Below are 19,494 nucleotides of genomic sequence, written 5' to 3' on the forward strand. Positions count from 1 at the left end.
AGACACTCCCTCTATATAATAATAACTCTATTGTACACTATTTCGCGGAAGCGCTGACAGAATCCAGCTCATTTTTCTGCTGAAGTTTTCTAATATCCAGTCGGATAAATACTGAAATTACCAGTGCGATAACGAACAGCCCCGCAAAAATGTACAGCGACCATGCATAGCTTTGTGTCGCTTCGTAAATTTTGGCAACGATAAACGGACCTGCGAGACCTGCTGCTGCCCATGCTGTTAAAATATATCCGTGAATGGCACCAAGCTGCTTCGTTCCGAAGATGTCCCCGATGTATGCAGGAATTGCCGAAAAACCACCGCCGTAGCATGAAATCATAACGAACAGCAGTAATTGGAAAAGCAGTGCGTTCGTCGTGAACGGCAGTACCGCAAAGATTCCAATCTGTAATACGAAGAACAGCGTATAAAGATTTGTTCTGCCGATGTAATCTGAAATAGATGCCCAGACCAGACGTCCGGCTCCGTTAAATACGCCCATAATTCCTACCATGAATGCTGCTGCACCTGCAGATAATCCGGCAATTTCAACACCCATCGGACTTGCGACTGCAAGAATTGCAATACCGCATGTCACGTTGATAAAGAGCATCAGCCACAAGAAATAAAAACGTTTCGTCTTAATTGCCTCATTGGCTGTCAGCTGTGCCAGATCTTTCGACACAGCTTCAGTGCTTTCATCGATCATCACACCTTTAGGATGATACCCTTCAGGCGGTCTTTCGAGATATAAACTCGACACAAGCATTACCATAAAGTAAATGGCGCCGAGAATAAAAAATGTGTTAGGAATTCCAACAGACTCAATCAGCATGCGCATTACCGGACTTGCGATCATCGCGGCAAAACCAAACCCCATAATTGCAAGACCTGTCGCCATTCCGCGTCTGTCCGGGAACCATTTAACTAATGTAGAAACCGGAGTTATGTACCCTATACCGAGCCCGATTCCCCCGAGCACTCCGTAACCGACATACAGGAGCCACAGCATTTCAAGCTGTATACCGAATCCCGCTGTAATCATACCTGCAGCAAAAAATACTGTGGATACCAGTCCCGACATCCTCGGCCCTTTCGCCTCCACGAAATGTCCCATAAATGCTGCAGACAGTCCTAAAAATAAAATAGCAATACTAAACGTAATTGAAACCTGGCTCAATGTCCATCCGATAGATTCCTGAAGCGGCGTCGTAAATACACTCCATGCGTAAACTGAGCCGATTGAAATATGTATGCCCACCCCTGCAAGAGCAATCAGCCAGCGATTTTTCTTTGTTTGCATGTAAATCCCCCTATTATTTTTGACGGAATTCCTAAAATTGTAATCTCGTCTTAAATGTGATTATATAAAGAAAAAGAAGCCTTTACAATAAGATTCGGAGTAGGAGAGTTTTTACTATGGAAATCGTTACTAAAAATACTATCCGCCGCTATACGGACGGAAAATTCATCGAGACCGATGATATAATCGCTGAGGAATTTCCACTGACTATATATTTAAATGATGTAGAATTTGCAACGTTGGTCTGTTCACCCGATGACCTGGAGGAACTCGTTATCGGGTTTTTAGCATCGGAAGGTGCACTGCGCTCATTTAAGGAAATTGAATCGATGAATATCGACGAACGCGGCGGATTCTGCCACGTCAAAGTTTCACGTGAACTTCCAAAAGACTACGGCTCGTTCTCAAAACGCGTACTCGGCTCATGCTGCGGTAAAAGCCGTCAGTTCTACTTCCAGGCAGACGTTGAAACTTCGAAGTATTCATTGTCGGATACTAAACTGACACCTGAGCAGTGCATCAGTCTGATGAAGGAAATGCAGGAAGAAAGTACGATATTTAAAGACACCGGCGGCATCCATAATGCGAGCATCGCATCACCTGACGGCACTATCGTGCATAAAGGCGATATCGGACGCCATAACGCACTTGATAAACTTTATGGACACTGTCTGCAGAACAACATTTCAGTTAAAGATAAAGTTATCGTATTCAGTGGACGCATCTCGTCTGAGGTACTGACAAAAGCATCGAAAATTGGCGTCGGCATCGTGCTGAGCAAATCCGCACCGACTGACCTCGCGATTAAGCTCGCCCATGACTTAAACATTACAGCTGCAGGGTTTATCCGCGGCAGTTCATTTAATATTTACAGCCATCCATGGCGTATTATTGGAGCGGACGAACTGGAAAGTCAATAAATTGGATTAATTTCCGTTGTTCGGGGACTACGTCGTACTCCATAACAAGCTTCACACAATAAAAACATAAACGCACCCTCTCCAAAATGGAGAAAGGTGCGTTTCTTTAATCCGGCTGTTTATCATTATTATAATTCTCAGTTTCCAGCTCATCGTATTCCAGCCCTAATGAATTGTAGTAACTGTTCATAATGCTGGCGATTTTCTCTGCCCATTCTATATCCGTTGCATAAAGATGAGTCCCCGGGTTCTCCGGATTCCACCTCATACGATATAATGTGTTTTGCCCGTTATCCAGATAGTTCGTGCGGATAAATTCCGCCCCGCCGGTAATTGCCGCGTCAGGTGTTGACCAGTCGGCTTCTTGTGCGTAGCTTGAGCCTTCGGCAATCGCATCATGGTCAAATGCACCGATTCCGAAAAAGTTATAATATGTTGTACCTTCAACTTCTATACCGGAAGCGAGTTCCGATTGTCCGTGCCCCGTTTCAAGCAGCGCATGGCTGATCAGATACAGTGCATTTATATTATGTTTTTGTTCCGCCTCGATAAAAGCAGCGCCCGTGCCTTCCAATATTCCTTTACCATCAAGCAGTTTATTCAGTTCATCTTCACCGGCATCCGACTGTGAGTCCAGCGGTAAAAATTGAAAGTTATTGCTGCTTTCCATCGTCATCGCTTCTTTAATATCATTTTCGTCTGCGTATTCTGTCACATTGCCCGCAAGCTTCACGTCACCTGTATTATTATTGACCTGCATGCTGACAGCTTCTTCAAAAGTATACGTAGAAATCTCCTCCGTTTTAAAAAATGATGTTTCTGAAACGAAGAATGCCAGCGTAAATAATGCCATTACAATAATCAGCAGTATAAAGGGAATATTTTCTTTTATCTTTTCCATGGGCACCCTCCAAAAAAATAAATGAGACTGACGATGTCAGTCTCATATTTATGTTTACTATATTAACGCTGTTTTACCGCTGGTCAAATAGAACTGCTTCTAATTGTTTCAATTTTGCCTGGATTTCTTCATCCAGTGATTCCACAGTAATCCGCTGTTCCAGCAAATCCGTTGCTTCGTCGAAAGAAATACCAATTGCTTCACTGATTTGATATGCAGTTAAATTGCCTTTTAGAATGTTTAAATCTGTCTCCATACAATCACCTGGTTCAAATGTAATAAATTATCGAGAGCTTACACAATTCATCTTTCGCAGATAAATTCGTTAAATGATTAAATATGAAGCTCCAGACAAATTCGCTGCTAATTAGTGAATTTTTTTACTTAGTAGATTAATTAAACTACATTATACGCAACTTTTCAAGTTGGCATTAGTATTTTCATCATTTTATTACATTATATAAGTTTATAATATCATACCTGCAATAAATCCTGTAATCAGAACAGGTATGTTCAGGAAGATAAACGTCGGTACACAGGTATCCCAGATGTGATCGTGCTGACCATCGACATTTAATCCCGCAGTCGGACCGAGCGTAGAATCTGATGCCGGAGACCCCGCATCACCAAGTACGCCGGCAGTTCCGACAATCGCAATAATTGCAGATATCGACAGACCGAGCTCTGTGCCCATCGGTACAAAGATCGCTGCGATAATCGGCAGTGTTGCGAATGATGAACCGATTCCCATCGTTACGACCAAGCCGACAAGGAGCATTCCCATAACGATAAACGCCTTATTATTACCAAGCGTATCTGAAATACTGTTCACCAGCGGAAGAACATCCTCAGTTTCTGTAATCACGCCGGCAAAGCCGTTTGCCGCGAGCATTACCATACCGATATACGCCATGATTTTAATACCGTTGACCAGCTCACGATCAAGATCCGCCCACTTAAACTGCAATGACAGGAAGAAGACCATAATACCGCCTAGGGCACCAAAAATCATTGAGTCGGTAAAGAACTGCACTGTAAATGTCACGATAATTGCTATTGTTGCTGTAACTAATGTTTTCGTGCTGACCGTCATTTTTTCAGCCGACATTTCGCTTTCTTTATCTAAATATTTCCGCGGTCTTCTATAGAAGAAAAATGCGAGAATTAAACCGGCAACGAAACCGAGTGCCGGAATAATCATGCTGGGTGCGACATCTCCAAATTCAATCGTTGTGCCTGCGTTCGCAAAGCTCGTCACGATTGTATTCTGAAATATTTGTCCGTAACCAAACGGCAGCACCGCATAAGTGAATGTCAGACCGAAAGTCATGACGACTGCAAGCAGCCTGCGGTCCAGCTGCAGTTCGTTAAATAAACTGATCAGCGGCGGAATAAGTATCGGAATAAACGCAATATGCACTGGAATTAAGTTCTGACTGATCATAGAAATAACGAGCAGCGTTACGATTAAAGAAACCTTCGCAATCACTCGTGCCTTCGTTGTTTTACTGGCATTCAGAACACTTAAAATCTTATCTACCATAACGTCGGTAATACCGCTGTATGCAATGAGTGCGGCGAATCCTCCGAGGAGCGCATAGCTGAGCGCAATTTCAGCACCGTTGACGATTCCTCCTGTGAATACACTGATAACTTCATCGACACCCATACCGGAAACAAGTCCGCCGGTCAGTGCACCGATAAACAGTGCCAGTATAACATTAAGTCTGCACAGACTTAAAATGACCATAACGAGTATCGCAATTAAAACTGAGTTCATTATTTTTCCTCCAAAATACGTTTATATACTGCTTTTAAAGTTTTTTGACAATTTAGACATTGACTGTCGTTCGTTTTCTGTTACATTAAGAAGTACTTATTATATGTTATTTAAGGACGTGAACGCATGCCAATTAAAATCATCGAAGGCCTTCCTGTACGAACGAAACTGCAGCAAGAACAAGTATATACTATAGAAGCTTCCCGCGCGATATCACAGGACATTCGTCCATTAAAAATTCTTATTTTAAACCTTATGCCCCTGAAAGAAACGACTGAACTTCAGCTTCTTAGACTGCTCGGTAACTCACCGCTTCAAATCGATGTTGAATTTCTGCATATGTCGACGCATAAAAGCAGAAATACACCGACCAGTCATCTCCAGAAATTTTATAAGACATACAATGAAGTAAAAGATGATTATTTCGACGGTATGATTGTTACCGGCGCACCGGTGGAAAAGCTGAATTTCGAACAAGTCGGTTACATCGATGAACTAAAAAACATAACTGACTGGGCACAGACTCATGTCTTTTCCAGATTTTATATTTGCTGGGGGGCACAATTTGCTTTAAACCACTATTATAATATCGAAAAGCTTACTTTATCAGAAAAATTGTTCGGTGTGTTCGATTATCAGAATATAAAACCGGAACATCCGTATATCCGCGGTTTTGATGATATTTATCAGGTTCCCCAATCCAGACATACTAAAATTAATTACGAAGTTTTAAATGATATTCCGGAGCTGGAAGTATTAACTTTCAATAAAAATTTCGGTCCGGATATCATCACTTCTAAAAATCAGCGTGACCTGTTTATTTTCGGTCATTTGGAGTACGACCGTGAAACACTGAAGAAAGAATACGACCGCGATGCCGAGAACGGCGTTGACACTGCCGTTCCATTCAATTATTATCCGGATGACAACCCGGAAAGCAATCCGAAATTCCAATGGCGCAGCCACGGACATCTGCTGTTTAACAACTGGCTGAATGAAACCTATCAGAATACATTGTACGATTTAAGAAAACTGGATGAACTAAAATAAAAAGGCGCCCGGCGGGCGCCTTTTAGCATGTTTTCGTATGCTGACCGTGAAGACATTCCTGCTGTCTTCTTCTAGAGAGCTCCATGAGGTGTTTACTAAAATCCGAGATGTAAGTATCCAGCGTACGATCATTTAAATAGGAAATATTTTTATTAATCACCATTTTCTCACGCTGCGCATCTAGAACGGGAAGGTTATTCGCGAGTTTATACTCAGCAATTTCCGTCGATACTTTCATTCTCTTTTCGAAAAGCTGAACGAGCTGGCGGTCTATCTGATCTATTTCTTTACGTAACTCATTATGTCTCCCCATGGTTAGCCTCCTCATATTTTTTATGCTATAACGATATCGTTAATTTGTTTTCCTTCGATTTCAAGAAGCATTTTAATCGTGTCCATTAATTCTTTGAACTCTGCAGGTGTCAGACACTGCTGACCATCACTCCATGCATTCTCAGGATCTTCGTGAACTTCAATCTGCAGACCGTTTGCTCCGGCCATTACTGCAGCTTTAGCCATTGAAGGAATCAGGTATCTTACACCTGCTGCGTGTGACGGGTCTACGATGATCGGCAGGTGGGATTCTTTCTGTACCACTGGTACTGCCTGGATATCCAGGGTATTGCGTGTTGCTGTTTCGAAAGTACGGATACCGCGTTCTACAAGAACAACGTTATTATTGCCGCCGGCCATAATGTACTCAGCAGACATTAACCATTCCTGAATCGTTGCAGACATTCCGCGTTTTAAGTAAACCGGTTTGTTTGTCTGGCCAAGTGCTTTTAGTAAATCGAAGTTCTGCATGTTGCGTGCTCCGATTTGAATAACGTCAACCATGTCGACGAATGTATCTAAATGGTCTGTGCCCATCAATTCAGAAACGATTGGCAGACCTGTTTCTTTTTTCGCTTCATTTAAAATTTTAAGTCCTTCAACACCAAGCCCCTGGAAGCTGTATGGTGAAGTACGAGGCTTGAATGCTCCGCCGCGGAGTGAGTTCGCACCCGCATCTTTTAATTTAATTGCTAATTCAACTGTGCTGTCTAAATCTTCAACAGAACAAGGTCCTGCGCAGACCATGAAGTTTTCAGCGCCGACTTTAACACCGTTGCCGATATCAATAACACTGTCATCTTCCTGGAAACTTCTGTTCGCTTTCTTGTATGGCTTTTGAATTCTGTACACCCCGTCTACGATACTGTATTTTTTGAAATCATTTTCGGAGACTTTTGATGTATCGCCGATCAGGCCGATTATTGTACGTCTTTCACCATCCGAACGGTGAACCCTGAAACCTGCTTCCTCAATGTTTGAAACCAGTGTCTGAATATTACCTTCCGTTGCATCGCGCTTTACATGAATAATCATATTTAACAGCCTCCTAATTTTTTTAAAAATAAAACTGCCACTTAACTTTAAATATTAAGTGGCAGTGAGTATAGAAAAAATATGTAGAAGTCCCGACTCCCAGCCACTTATTTAAAGTAAATGGCTAGACATTACAAAATCTTCAGCCATCATTGATACAAACAGTTTGTTTTACGTTTGTACGAATGATGTGTACAAACGGTATCAAAAATAGCTAAAGTAAAGACGGTTATTCAGTTGTGAAATTGTATGGGTTAACATGAGTAACCGCTCCTTTGTAATGTATTTGTTTGTAATTATAGGCCGAGCATTTTGCTTTGTCAATGAATTTATTAGAATTAATTAAATGTTTACATAATTTAGTTAATTAATGTATATTCATTCTTATAGTATAATTGTAAAAATACGGAGGCTTTCAATATATGAATATAGCAATAATCGGTTTAGGAAATATCGGAGGATCGTTTGCCCTTGCTATTAAAGAAAATATCCCCGACGCCAATACATATGCAATCGATATCGATGCTGAAGTGCTTGAAAGAGCAAAAGAACAGCATATTATTAAAGACGGCTCACGAGATTTTAAAGACATTATTCCCAATGCCGATTTAATTATTTTCGCAGTTTATCCAAAACTGCTCGTACAATTAGTAAAAGATTATGCGCCTTATTTAAAAGAAGGGTGCATAATTACTGATGTAACCGGTGTGAAAACATCGCTTATCGGTGATGTTGAACCGCTGCTGCCGGAACATGCCGATTTCGTTTTCGGCCACCCGATGGCCGGACGTGAAAATCGCGGTCTCGAATTCAGCAGCAGAGAAGTGTTTATCGATGCGAACTATTTAATCACACCGACACCAAGAAATAAAGAAGAAAATATCGAGTTCCTGAAAAATTTCGTGAAGACATTGGAATTCGGCAGTATTTCGGTTATTTCACCCGACTTCCACGATGAAGTCATCGGATTCACGAGTCAGCTGGCACATGTAATTGCGATTTCACTGATCAACAGTGATGACGATGCACGCAACACTAAAAAATATACAGGTGACAGCTACCGGGATTTAACGCGCATTACGAATATTAATGAAAAACTGTGGCCTGAATTATTTATGATGAATAAAGATCACCTCGTGAAACACATCGATAACTTCCAGATACAGCTCGATAAACTGAATGCCGCAATACAAAGCGACGACGTGGAGACGATGGAAGAAATGATGCTCGAGAGCACGAAACGCTATAAAGATTTACATGATATAGAAGATTAAATATGATACAGCGCCGAATCCTTTTAGGATTCGGTTTTTATTGATGATAATGCGGAGTTCTCGGGAATGAGACCCGCTCATTGCGGAGTAAAGCACCCGCACTCCCTGTTTTCTCCAGCAAAAAAGCAGAACCGTCACAGCGGTTCTGCTTCATCTATCTATTAATATACTTTATCGCCATTGAAGATTGAGTTCTTAACAACTACGTAATCCACTGTACGGATTGCATCCAGTTCATTGCCTCCGGCATATGAAATAGATGACTGAAGATCCTGCTGCATTTCAGTAAGTGTTCCGGCTAAAGGCCCTTTGTATTCTACATACATTTTTTTGCCCTCAACGTTCTTGTGCTCACCTTTTTGGAATTCCGAAGCTGAACCAAAGTATTCTTTATACTTCTTGCCATCTTCTTCATAAACTGTACCAGGTGATTCTTCGTGTCCTGCAAATAGTGAACCGATCATCACCATAGATGCACCGAATCTTACAGATTTAGCAATATCTCCGTGTGTACGGATTCCGCCGTCTGCGATAATCGGCTTAGATGCTGCTTTTGCACATAAACGAAGTGCAGCAAGCTGCCATCCGCCTGTACCGAATCCTGTTTTAATTTTCGTAATACAAACTTTACCTGGACCGATTCCTACTTTGGTAGCATCCGCACCGGCATGTTCCAGTTCTCTTACTGCTTCGGGTGTACCTACGTTACCTGCAATCAGGAATGTTTCAGGAATATGTTTTTTAATATGCTTAATCATATCCATTACTCTGTCTGAATGACCATGAGCAATATCAATAGTAATATAGTCAGGCACTAGGTTCTGTTCTTTTAAGCTGACTACAAAGTCATACTCTTCAGGTTTGATCCCAACACTTATAGAAGAGATTAAATTTTTGTCTCTCATTTTATTAATAAAACCAATGCGTGTTTCAGGGTTGAAACGGTGCATGATATAAAAGTATCCATTTTCCGCTAAGTACTCGGCAATATTTTCATCAATAATAGTCTGCATGTTTGCAGGCACTACCGGCAGTTTGAATGTGTTCTTGCCAAATTGAATTGAAGTATCACATTCTGAACGACTGTCCACAATACATTTGTTCGGAATTAACTGTATATCTTCATAATCAAAAACGTTATCCATGATAAAAACTCCTCTAATCCGTATATTATTTAAATGATTTTGCAATCTCGTTCGCCAATAGGGATTATATTGGTTTTCTTTTAACATGTCAATAATCTTGAAGAAAAATAAAAAAAGAATCGAAATAAATTTCGATTCTATCCTTTAAACATGCTTGCCAGTTTACCGAAGAATCCTTTTTTAGGCTCTTCAATTTGCTGCTTCGCAACTTCGTCAGTATTTAATTCATCAACGGATGCTGTTACGTTTTCTTCAGCTTTCTCTTCCTGAGCCCTCAGGTCGATTGTACCTGTATTTTGTTCTTTAGTTTCTTCCGGTTCTTCAGATGATTCAGCTTCTGCTGTCTTTTCTTTCTCTGCAGCTGTTTCTTCAACAATTTCCTCAGACTCTTCTTCAGCCGGTGCTTCAACAACGATTTCTTCCTCTGTTGTTTCCGATGTTACTGTTTCTTCCTGTTCTGCTGCAGCTTCTTCCTCAGCTGGTTCCTCTGCAGGTGTTTCTTCAACAGTTTCCTCAGATTCTTCTTCAGCAGGCGCTTCAACAACAATCTCTTCTTCTGTTGTTTCACGTGTTACTGTTTCTTCCATATCTACCTCAGCTGATGTATCTTCTGCAGCTTCAGTCGTTTCTTCCCGCTCATAGGTTTCTTCTGCAATAGAAGTTTCAACTTTTTCAACCGGATTATATTCCAGTGCTTTAAGATCGTATTCTTCCAGTCTGTGCACAAGTGTACTTATGTTTGATTTCAGTTCTTTGTTTTCATTTTGAATTTCGTCAAGTTTTTCAAGGACTAACGCAAGTAATCTCGAAACATCACTATCCGACATTTTCGATACCTGGTTTTCGCTGGGTGTTTCTTCAAAATCATCCATGTTTTCAATGATTTCATCTGCTGCTGAATCCAGTGTATTGCCCGGAGATTTCGCAATTTTAATCATTTCCTGCAGGACGCTCACATCTTTTTTAGAAAACAATCTTCTGTTATGTTCATCTTTTGCAACTTCATAACTTCTGTCTTCAAGTAATCTAACGTATTTTCTAACGTTCTGATCAGATAGTTCCACCATGTCCGTTACTTGAGCTGTTGTATAGTATATAACGTTCTGTGACTGACTCACTCGTATCACTCCTGTAATTTAATTACCCTAATTATAACGCTTATCGTTACTTTTATCTACCACTTTCTCACCCGGTGTAATGTCGTTATTATTTTTAAGTTTTCGAAATATTCTAGTAAGTTATTGACTTGTAACGGCTTAGTTTATATATTTAACATATCTTTCATAAAATACATATAAGAAAAGGATGGTAAATATTGGACACTAAATTATCACAGATTTCATTAAAACCTGACCATACAGGTGCAACAACCAGCCCTATATATTTATCAACTGCATTCAAACACGATGGTGTCGGACAATCTACAGGCTTCGATTATACACGTACTAAAAACCCGACACGTTCTCAATTCGAAGAAGCGTTCGCAGAATTAGAAGGCGGTACACATTCATTCGCAACATCAAGCGGGATGGCATCTGTTCAGCTGTGCTGCAACTTATTTAACAGCGGCGATGAAGTGCTTGTCAGCTTTGATTTATACGGCGGTACATATCGTATCTTTGATTTTTACGAGAAAAAATATAATATCAAATTCTACTATGCAGATTTCAATAACCATGAAGAATTAGCGTCTCTTATCAATAATAAAACAAGGGCATTCTTCATAGAGCCTATTACCAATCCCTCGATGGAAACAACAGACCTGCCTCCTCTGTACAAAATCGCACAGGAACAAAACATTTTAACTATTATCGACAACACATTCTTAACGCCTTATTTATCACGCCCTCTGACTGAAGGTGCTGATATTGTTCTTCATTCGGCGACTAAATACATCGGCGGTCATAACGATGTGTTAGCAGGTGTCGTTACTGTTAAAGATGAAACGCTCGCTGAGTCACTCGGCTTATATCACAATATGATTGGAGCGACATTGTCACCTTTCGACGGTTTCCTGCTGCTCCGCGGTTTAAAAACGCTGCATATCAGAATGGATCGCCAAATCGAAAATGCCAAAAAGACAGCAGCACATTTTGAAAATCATGAAGCAATCGATAAAGTGCTCTATGCCGGAACAACAGGCATGCTCAGTCTCCGCTTTAAAAATACACACAGTGTAAACTCATTTCTTGAAAATATTGAGCTCTGTACTTTCGCCGAGAGTCTCGGCGGCACCGAAACGTTCATTACCTTCCCGTTCACTCAGACTCATGCCGAGATGCCGGACGAAGAGCGCATTAAGCGCGGAATCGATGATTCATTAATCCGTCTGTCAATTGGCATTGAAAACGCGGATGATATTATTCAGGATATCGAACAGGCTCTCAGTAAATCTTTAAAATAAAAACAGGCATCGGATTCCAATCTGGAATCCGATGCCTGTATATTTTCATCAGCTTAATAACACGCCCGCTTCATGACTTTTCAGTCCTAAAGTCTCAGTTGTCCGTTCGTTCATTTCTTTAAACATTTCAGGGTTATCCGATAAGGAAACGCCGTAAGTCGGAATCATTTCCTTAATCTTGTCCTGCCATGCGCCGAACTCTTCAGGGAATGCCTGGCTCAACAGCTCAAGCATTGCATCGACACATACAGACGCACCGGGTGAAGCACCGAGAAGTGCAGCGATAGAACCATCTTCTGAAACGATAGTTTCTGTACCGAACATTAAAGTTCCCTTGCCTTTGTCCGTATCTTTAATCATCTGTACACGCTGACCTGCTGTGATTGTCTTCCAATCTTCTGAACGTGCTTCCGGAATAAATTCACGCAGTTCTTCCATACGCTCTTCGTCTTTCAGAAGAACCTGCTGCACTAAATACTTAGTCAGACCAAGTTCTTTAGCACCTGCCGACAGCATTGTCAGCACGTTATAAGGTTTTACTGAACCGATTAAGTCCAGGTAAGAACCTGTTTTCAGAAACTTCGGAGAGAATCCTGCAAATGGTCCGAACAGTAATGATCTTTTGCCGTCGATGTAACGTGTATCAAGGTGAGGCACTGACATTGGCGGTGCGCCGACTTTAGCTTTACCGTACACTTTTGCTTCGTGCCTGTTCACAACTTCTTCGTCATCACATACGAGGAATAGTCCGCTTACAGGGAATCCTCCGATGTTTTTAGACTCAGGGATATTTGTTTTTTGCAGTAACGGGAGACTTCCGCCGCCAGCACCGATAAATACAAAATCAGCTGTGTGATATTCCATCTTGTTGTTATTCATGTTTTTAACTTTAACCTGCCACTTGTCTTTCTGTGTGCGGCGGATATCCTGAACAGCGTGTTTGAAGTTCATTTCCACACCCTGCTCCTGAAGTCTCCTGAACAGTTTCTTAGTCAGGCTGCCGAAGTTAATGTCCGTACCTGAATCGATACGTGTAACTCCGATTTCTTCGTTAGGATCGCGCCCATGCATCATCAATGGAAGCCATTCTTTAAGAACTTCGTGGTCATCACTGTATTCCATACCTTCAAACAGCGGACTTTCAATCAGTTTTTCAACACGCTTTTTAAGGAATTCAACATTCTTTTCACCTTCCACATAACTCATATGCGGTACTGTGCGAATGAAGTCTTCCGGAGTATCTAAATATCCTTTTTCGATCAGATACGACCAAAGCTGTTTTGAAATCTGGAACTGCTCGTTAATTTTAATTGCTTTTGAAGTTTCTATTGAACCATCTGCAAGCTCTGGTGTGTAGTTCAGCTCGCACAGCGCCGAGTGCCCTGTACCGGCGTTATTCCATGCGTTTGAGCTTTCGATTGCAACATCATCAAGTTTTTCAAAAACTTTAATGTTCCAGTCGGGTTTTAATTCTTTTAACAGTGTTCCAAGCGTGGCACTCATAATCCCGCCACCAATCAGAACCACATCCGTTTTGCTAATAGAAGTAGTCATACTTAAATTGATGCCCCTTATCATTATTTTAGTATATTAATATTCAGTAACAGTATACTCCTTTTCCCCGCGTTCTGAAAGACATATTGTTAAATGTGTTATACCAATGGGTCAAAGTGTTATACTAATTCAATTCAAAAAAAGATGTACTGCAGGAGCACATCTTCAAGCATTTTATTTTCCGCTTTTTTCGTTAACGTACTGAGCGAATTCATCAAGGTCTCCGGCAGTAACATCAACCATTGCTATTTTGCCCATGCCTTCCGGGAATTCAATAAACAGGACGTTATCTTCAACGTACGCTTTTACAATGTCCGTGTATGCAAACACTCTTGTGTAAGCTTCACCGTTCATATCCACATTCATAAACAGACGTTCATTCGTCGTCATATATGCACCCGGGAAATGCGCCTGGTCTCTTACTTTATATAGTAATGTTCCTTCAATTGATGGTCCGAATTTCTCTGTCGGATAAAGATCCGCTTCTGTTAAATTAATTAAATCCACAGTTTATCCTCCTAAAAATCGTTTAATATTTTCCAGTTCTTGTCCCTGGCAACTGACAGTAGATCGCTGTCCGGTGCAACTGCTACCGGCTTGCCGACAAGTTCCAGCATTTTAAGATCCGTTATACTGTCACTGTACGCCTGACTGTTCGGCCAGTCCACTTCTTTGTTTTTGAAGTGTTCTTTTATAATATCAATTTTACGTTCGGCAAACATGCGTTCAAAACGTGTTTTATAATCCAGCTTGTCGCCGTTATAATGAATTTTTGAGCCGACGATATAATCAAATCCGACACCTTTAAATAATGCTTCCAATAATGGAATAAAGGCTCCTGAAATCAGTACAACATAATAGTTTTCCTGTTTCAGCTCTTTAATTTTTTCGAGCAGCGATGTTCTGAGTTCTTCACTCATCTCATTGGCAACATCTGCAAAAAAGCCGTCAATTTCCTGTCTGGAATAACCTTTGAAAGAAAGTATGTACGATTCCAATGCTCTGTTCTGCATTTTGATTTTCGGCACCATTTTCATTTTATAACCAAAGTATGCCGGTGCAAAATGACGGATAAAGTGTTTATAATTCTTTTTATATTTCGGGTGGTTTTTTAAATGCGCACGCAGTGTTTCAAACGTTTCATGCGGATATAACGTCCCGTCAAAATCAAATAATGCCACTTTCATGTCGGTCTATTCCTCTCCCTTGATAATTAAACTACTCTAAATATTTTACCATAAATAGATTAGGGTATATACTAATATGCAATGACTATTAGGAGGTTGTTTCATGGATTTAACAGTATATTTAGCAGGCGAGATTCACAGCGACTGGAGAGACAAAATTCAGTCTCTGGCAACAGAGAAGGATTTACCGTTAACTTTTGTTTCACCTCAGACGAATCATGATTTATCGGATAACATTGGTGAAAATATTTTAGGCGAACAGCCAGGCAAGTATTACCGCGACGATGCAGCATCAAGCATTAACAATCTGCGTACGCAGGTTTTAATGAACAAAGCTGACGTCGTAATCGCTCTTTTCGGCGAAGAATACAAACAATGGAATACTGCAATGGATGCAACAACAGCAATTACTACCGGCAAGCCGTTAATTTTAGTGCGTCCTGAAAAATTAATTCATCCATTAAAAGAAATTTCCGAGAAAGCCAACGTCGTTACAAGCACAGTAGAACAAGCAATTGAAGTTTTAGAATATATTTATAAATAAAATAGAATCATTCAAAACCGCTCAGTAATAGGATTACCGGGCGGTTTTCGTCGTGAATTAACAGACAATTCCCCGAATCACGTTGTAATAGCACACAACTATCGTTATAATTGGCGCATGTGTAATTCTATTCTTTTGCTTTGAAAGAACAGGTTACTTCATGGTTTATGTAATTTACATAAACAGTTTTACTATATTACCAAGGGGAGAGGTTTTTGAATGATTCTTAATACAACAGCAGGATCTGCTTTCACCTTCACAGCAGGGTGGGAACAGTACGTCATGATGGCGGTTTATTTCATCGTCTTAATCGCGATCGGGGTTTATGCATACAATAAATCCACATCAAACCTGAACGAGTATATGCTCGGCGGCCGTAATATCGGCGCATGGGTTACTGCGTTATCTGCCGGGGCTTCTGATATGTCGGGCTGGATGCTGATGGGGCTTCCAGGAAGCATGTACAGTGTCGGGCTATCAAGTATTTGGATTGCTGTCGGTTTAACAATCGGGGCATACGTGAACTACATAATTGTCGCTCCAAAACTTCGTGTTTACTCGGAAGTTTCCAACGACTCAATTACGCTCCCGGACTTTTTTGAAAATCGCTTTAAAGATCACAAGCATATGCTGCGTATTATCGCAGGTCTTGTAATTGTAATATTCTTCGCTGTCTACACAGCCAGCGGAATGGTATCAGGCGGTAAATTGTTCGAAAGTGCGTTTAACCTTCCATATCACTGGGGTCTATTTGTAACAGCCGGTGTAGTTGTAATTTATACTTTCTTCGGTGGTTATCTGGCTGTAAGTCTTACAGACTTCTTCCAGGGAACAATAATGTTTATCGCTATTGTAATGATTCCAATCGCAACATGGATGACTCTGACAGGGGACGGTATCGAACCGTTTGTCAGAATTGAAGAACTTGGTGCTTTAGCTGATATTAACTATCTGTCACTAATCAGCGGTGTATCGATTATTACTATCATCAGTAACCTGGCATGGGGATTCGGTTACTTTGGACAGCCTCATATCATCGTTCGCTTTATGTCCATTAAATCTCACAAGCTTGTACCAAAAGCACGCCGTATCGGCATTATCTGGATGGCCATTTCACTTATTGGTGCATGTCTGACTGGTTTACTTGGTATCGCATTTACTGATGCTACGCGTCATAATGTCGCGGACCCGGAAACAATTCTGGTTCTTATGAGTCAGGTACTCTTCCACCCGTTAGTGGGCGGATTCTTCCTTGCAGCTATTTTAGCAGCAATTATGAGTACAATTTCTTCACAGCTTTTAGTTACTTCAAGTTCACTTGTACAGGATTTCTACAAGATGATCCGTCTTAAAATGATTGGCGGTACAGAAACAAAAACTGAAGAAGAACAGGACAAACTGTTCGTTCTTGTAGGCAGAATTTCTGTAATTGTTGTAGCTGTAGTTGCAATTCTCATTGCATGGGATGATGAATCAGTTATCCTTAATATCGTTGCTAACGCATGGGCAGGTTTTGGTGCCGCGTTTGGTCCTCTAATGGTCATGGCTCTCCACTGGAAAGGTATGACACGTTCAGGCGCAATCGCATCTATCATCGGTGGTGCCGGAACGGTTATTATATGGATTGCAGCGGGTACATTCGGTACGGGACTCTATGAAATTGTTCCTGGTGTTATTGTTGCAACACTTGCTGGTATTATCGTAAGTAAGATGACTCAGAACGAACTTAAACCTGAGATGGCTGCCGAGTTCGAAGAAACTGAAAGAATTTTAAGAGAAGATAAGTAATAAACAGATAAAAAGCGCGAGCCGGAATTTTCCGGCTCGCGCTTTTTTTGTTGTTATATTAAGCTGAAACAGGTTCCTGTTTTTTCTTCTTGTACAGCTGGTACACTACCAGAAGGACGAAGATTCCAAAACCGATTGCATCTGTAACTAAATCGCTTTGGATGAACAGCAGTGCCGTAACGACCGAAATAATTCTTTCTAAAATACTGTATTTCACAAACATAAAGTTTTGTATAAATGATGCGAATGTTGCCATACCGACCGCTGCTGTCATAATTGCCCAGATCATCTCTATTGCACTGGCATCTGTAATCAACAGTATCGTAGGGTTTATAGCAAACATGAACGGCAGCAGCAAGGCGGCTGAGTCATATTTGAAGCCCTGTATACCGGTCCTTATCGGCCCTGCTTTCGCTATACCTGCCGTAGCGTACGCCGGTAAGTTAATCGGAGGTGTATCATCGGCAAGAACTCCGTAATACAGTACAAACAGATGCGCCACAATTACAGGCAGCCCGAGATTCGTAAGTACAGGTGCGATAACTGCAGCAAGTACTACATACGTTGCTGTAGTTGGAAGGCCCATACCAAGCAGCAGACAGGCAAATACCGTAAGAACAAGTGCGATGTACAATTGGGTATTATCTGTAATCATAAAGTTTGGCAGCCAGCTTTCAATCGCATCTGAAAAACTGATTACTATTCTTGTGAACTTCGTCGATAATCCGCTCGTTGTAATTACACCAATCAGAATACCTGCTGTAGCACAGGCTACAATAATACTCAGTGCATTTCTCGAAGCTTTGTCAAAACCTTCAAGCAGCTGTGTAAAACCGTATTTTTGCGGTGTTACATCACGCTTCGTCATTTTCATGAAGACTGCGAACAGCAGTGCGACAATAATTCCGCCGAGTACCATTGTGAATATTGGACTGCGCCATCGGATAGTCTCAGTATTGAACAGACTTAAGCCTAGTGCGTCATTAAATATTACAAGCCCCTGGTTCACAAACACGATTAAATACTGCATCGAGAATGTGACTGCGAGCAGAATTGCAGCAAATATTATCGTCCGTCCCATACTCGTTTTAAAACGATACGCGAAGAATGCGATAATAATCATTGCGATAATCGAGTAGAATGCTGATGCGTTAACCGATGCTCTCTCCACTACAAGGAAGTACAGCAGGATTAAAATCGGCACTATCAGATAACCCTGACTGAGCAGCAGTTTTCTTGCTGACTTCATTTCCGATCTGTCGATACCGGATATATTATGTTTATTGGCTTCGAAATGAACCATAAATAATATTCCTACATAAGCAAGCAGTGCCGGTATCAGAGCACTTTTAATAATTTCAAAATATGGAATACCTGTAAATTCAACCATGATAAACGCTGCAGCACCCATAACAGGAGGCAGGAACTGCCCGCTGGATGAAGCTGCAACTTCAACTCCGCCTGCTACATGCGGCGGGAATCCTACTTTTTTCATTAAAGGGATTGTAAACGTTCCGGTAGTCACCGCATTTGCAGTAGAACTTCCCGAAATACTTCCCATCATTCCACTTGCTACGACACTTGCTTTGGCTGGACCGCCTTTATATTTACCAAATCCGCGTATTGCAAGATCAATAAACATTTTTCCGGCACCTGTCGATTCCAGAATTGCCCCAAACAGTATAAATATAAATACGAACTGTGCGGAAGCGTAGATCGGTGTTCCGAAAATACCGTTACTTCTGTATGTAATCTCATAGACGAATCTCGAGAAGTCGCCTCTATTGTGGTAAAACTGACCGGGCAAAAATTCACCGGCAAAGAAATAACCGATAGCAATCAATGCAATGATTACAAGCGGCAGACCAACAACACGTCTCGTTGCTTCTATAACAATAACAATAAACAGTGCACCGATAATTAAATCCAGCTCTGTCGGCCGTGCAGACATTATTTCAGGTGCATCCTGCCTCTGTATTAAATAAATCCCTAATCCCAGCGATAATCCCGAAAGGATAAAATCGTATATGGGAATTGTTTTTTGTGACGTCCCTTTTCTAATTGGGAATATTAAAAACACCAGTACTATTGCAAGTGTCAGGTGAATAATCAGAAATGTTCTTGAACCGATGCCCGGCAAACCGAAGCCTGCAACGTAAAGGTGAAAAACGGCCAGCAGAATTGAAATAGAACTGACCAGTATGGTGAGTTTTTTTCCAAGATCTCTGTCGCTGCCCTCTAATTCCTGAATCATTTTCTGTTGTTCTTTAGCATCCATT

The 19,494-nt window shown here is 41.1% G+C and carries 18 protein-coding genes; 6 read left to right on the top strand and 12 right to left on the bottom strand.

Annotated features, from left to right (window positions below):
- Window positions 1-37 precede the first annotated feature (37 nt).
- Entirely contained in the window at window positions 38-1,300 is a 1,263-nt protein-coding gene (locus HNR41_RS06890; protein ID WP_184283073.1) for an L-lactate MFS transporter, read from the bottom strand.
- Window positions 1,301-1,416: 116 nt separating this feature from the next.
- Between HNR41_RS06890 and fdhD the strand changes: the two genes are divergently transcribed.
- Window positions 1,417-2,220, top strand: coding sequence for a formate dehydrogenase accessory sulfurtransferase FdhD (fdhD, locus tag HNR41_RS06895; protein ID WP_184283075.1), 804 nt, complete (start codon window positions 1,417-1,419; stop codon window positions 2,218-2,220).
- 106 nt (window positions 2,221-2,326) lie between these two features.
- Here fdhD and HNR41_RS06900 read toward each other — a convergent pair whose 3' ends face one another.
- The 3 genes from HNR41_RS06900 to HNR41_RS06910 all read right to left on the bottom strand — a co-directional run bounded on the left by HNR41_RS06900 (window position 2,327) and on the right by HNR41_RS06910 (window position 4,901).
- A complete protein-coding gene (locus HNR41_RS06900) occupies window positions 2,327-3,121 on the bottom strand; it encodes an N-acetylglucosaminidase (RefSeq protein ID WP_184283077.1) in 795 nt (264 codons plus the stop codon).
- Window positions 3,122-3,194: 73 nt separating this feature from the next.
- On the bottom strand, window positions 3,195-3,377 hold the full coding sequence (locus HNR41_RS06905; RefSeq protein ID WP_184283079.1) for a hypothetical protein: 183 nt from the start codon (window positions 3,375-3,377) through the stop codon (window positions 3,195-3,197).
- Between the two features lie 210 nt (window positions 3,378-3,587).
- A complete protein-coding gene (locus HNR41_RS06910; protein ID WP_184283081.1) occupies window positions 3,588-4,901 on the bottom strand; it encodes a Na+/H+ antiporter family protein in 1,314 nt (437 codons plus the stop codon).
- A gap of 126 nt (window positions 4,902-5,027) precedes the next feature.
- Here HNR41_RS06910 and HNR41_RS06915 point away from each other — a divergent pair, with 126 nt between their 5' ends.
- Complete coding sequence (locus tag HNR41_RS06915) at window positions 5,028-5,951, top strand: homoserine O-succinyltransferase (protein ID WP_184283083.1); 924 nt, start codon at window positions 5,028-5,030, stop codon at window positions 5,949-5,951.
- 22 nt (window positions 5,952-5,973) lie between these two features.
- On the opposite strand, the gene HNR41_RS06920 is transcribed toward HNR41_RS06915, so the two are convergent.
- The gene (locus HNR41_RS06920) at window positions 5,974-6,264 is read right to left on the bottom strand and encodes a chorismate mutase (protein ID WP_184283085.1); all 291 of its coding nucleotides are present in this window, start codon (window positions 6,262-6,264) and stop codon (window positions 5,974-5,976) included.
- A gap of 20 nt (window positions 6,265-6,284) precedes the next feature.
- Window positions 6,285-7,319: a 3-deoxy-7-phosphoheptulonate synthase gene (gene aroF, locus HNR41_RS06925; RefSeq protein WP_184283087.1), complete on the bottom strand. Its 1,035-nt coding sequence runs from the start codon at window positions 7,317-7,319 to the stop codon at window positions 6,285-6,287.
- 422 nt (window positions 7,320-7,741) lie between these two features.
- Between aroF and HNR41_RS06930 the strand changes: the two genes are divergently transcribed.
- Window positions 7,742-8,593 (top strand): prephenate dehydrogenase, encoded by an 852-nt coding sequence (locus tag HNR41_RS06930; RefSeq protein WP_184283089.1) that lies wholly within the window; start codon window positions 7,742-7,744, stop codon window positions 8,591-8,593.
- Window positions 8,594-8,754: 161 nt separating this feature from the next.
- Here the strand turns inward: HNR41_RS06930 and guaC are convergent, their stop codons facing one another.
- Together guaC and HNR41_RS06940 are read right to left on the bottom strand one after the other, a co-directional pair.
- Window positions 8,755-9,738, bottom strand: a complete 984-nt coding sequence (gene guaC, locus HNR41_RS06935; RefSeq protein WP_184283091.1) for a GMP reductase — start codon at window positions 9,736-9,738, stop codon at window positions 8,755-8,757.
- Between the two features lie 137 nt (window positions 9,739-9,875).
- Window positions 9,876-10,856: a hypothetical protein gene (locus HNR41_RS06940; RefSeq protein ID WP_184283093.1), complete on the bottom strand. Its 981-nt coding sequence runs from the start codon at window positions 10,854-10,856 to the stop codon at window positions 9,876-9,878.
- A 194-nt stretch (window positions 10,857-11,050) separates the two neighbouring features.
- On the opposite strand from HNR41_RS06940, the gene HNR41_RS06945 reads away from it, so the two are divergent.
- Complete coding sequence (locus HNR41_RS06945; RefSeq protein ID WP_184283743.1) at window positions 11,051-12,142, top strand: PLP-dependent transferase; 1,092 nt, start codon at window positions 11,051-11,053, stop codon at window positions 12,140-12,142.
- Window positions 12,143-12,190: 48 nt separating this feature from the next.
- Here HNR41_RS06945 and mqo read toward each other — a convergent pair whose 3' ends face one another.
- The 3 genes from mqo to HNR41_RS06960 all read right to left on the bottom strand — a co-directional run bounded on the left by mqo (window position 12,191) and on the right by HNR41_RS06960 (window position 14,883).
- On the bottom strand, window positions 12,191-13,696 hold the full coding sequence (gene mqo, locus HNR41_RS06950) for a malate dehydrogenase (quinone) (RefSeq protein ID WP_184283095.1): 1,506 nt from the start codon (window positions 13,694-13,696) through the stop codon (window positions 12,191-12,193).
- Window positions 13,697-13,870: 174 nt separating this feature from the next.
- Window positions 13,871-14,203, bottom strand: coding sequence for a hypothetical protein (locus tag HNR41_RS06955; protein ID WP_184283096.1), 333 nt, complete (start codon window positions 14,201-14,203; stop codon window positions 13,871-13,873).
- Window positions 14,204-14,214: 11 nt separating this feature from the next.
- On the bottom strand, window positions 14,215-14,883 hold the full coding sequence (locus HNR41_RS06960; RefSeq protein WP_184283098.1) for an HAD family hydrolase: 669 nt from the start codon (window positions 14,881-14,883) through the stop codon (window positions 14,215-14,217).
- 103 nt (window positions 14,884-14,986) lie between these two features.
- Between HNR41_RS06960 and HNR41_RS06965 the strand changes: the two genes are divergently transcribed.
- Together HNR41_RS06965 and putP are read left to right on the top strand one after the other, a co-directional pair.
- The gene (locus HNR41_RS06965) at window positions 14,987-15,427 is read left to right on the top strand and encodes a YtoQ family protein (RefSeq protein ID WP_026859139.1); all 441 of its coding nucleotides are present in this window, start codon (window positions 14,987-14,989) and stop codon (window positions 15,425-15,427) included.
- A 219-nt stretch (window positions 15,428-15,646) separates the two neighbouring features.
- Entirely contained in the window at window positions 15,647-17,215 is a 1,569-nt protein-coding gene (putP, locus tag HNR41_RS06970) for a sodium/proline symporter PutP (RefSeq protein WP_184283100.1), read from the top strand.
- 58 nt (window positions 17,216-17,273) lie between these two features.
- Here the strand turns inward: putP and HNR41_RS06975 are convergent, their stop codons facing one another.
- Window positions 17,274-19,493 (bottom strand): TRAP transporter permease, encoded by a 2,220-nt coding sequence (locus HNR41_RS06975; protein ID WP_184283102.1) that lies wholly within the window; start codon window positions 19,491-19,493, stop codon window positions 17,274-17,276.
- Between the last annotated feature and the right edge of the window lies 1 nt (window position 19,494).

The organism is Jeotgalicoccus coquinae (assembly GCF_014207425.1).
GTDB lineage: Bacteria > Bacillota > Bacilli > Staphylococcales > Salinicoccaceae > Jeotgalicoccus > Jeotgalicoccus coquinae.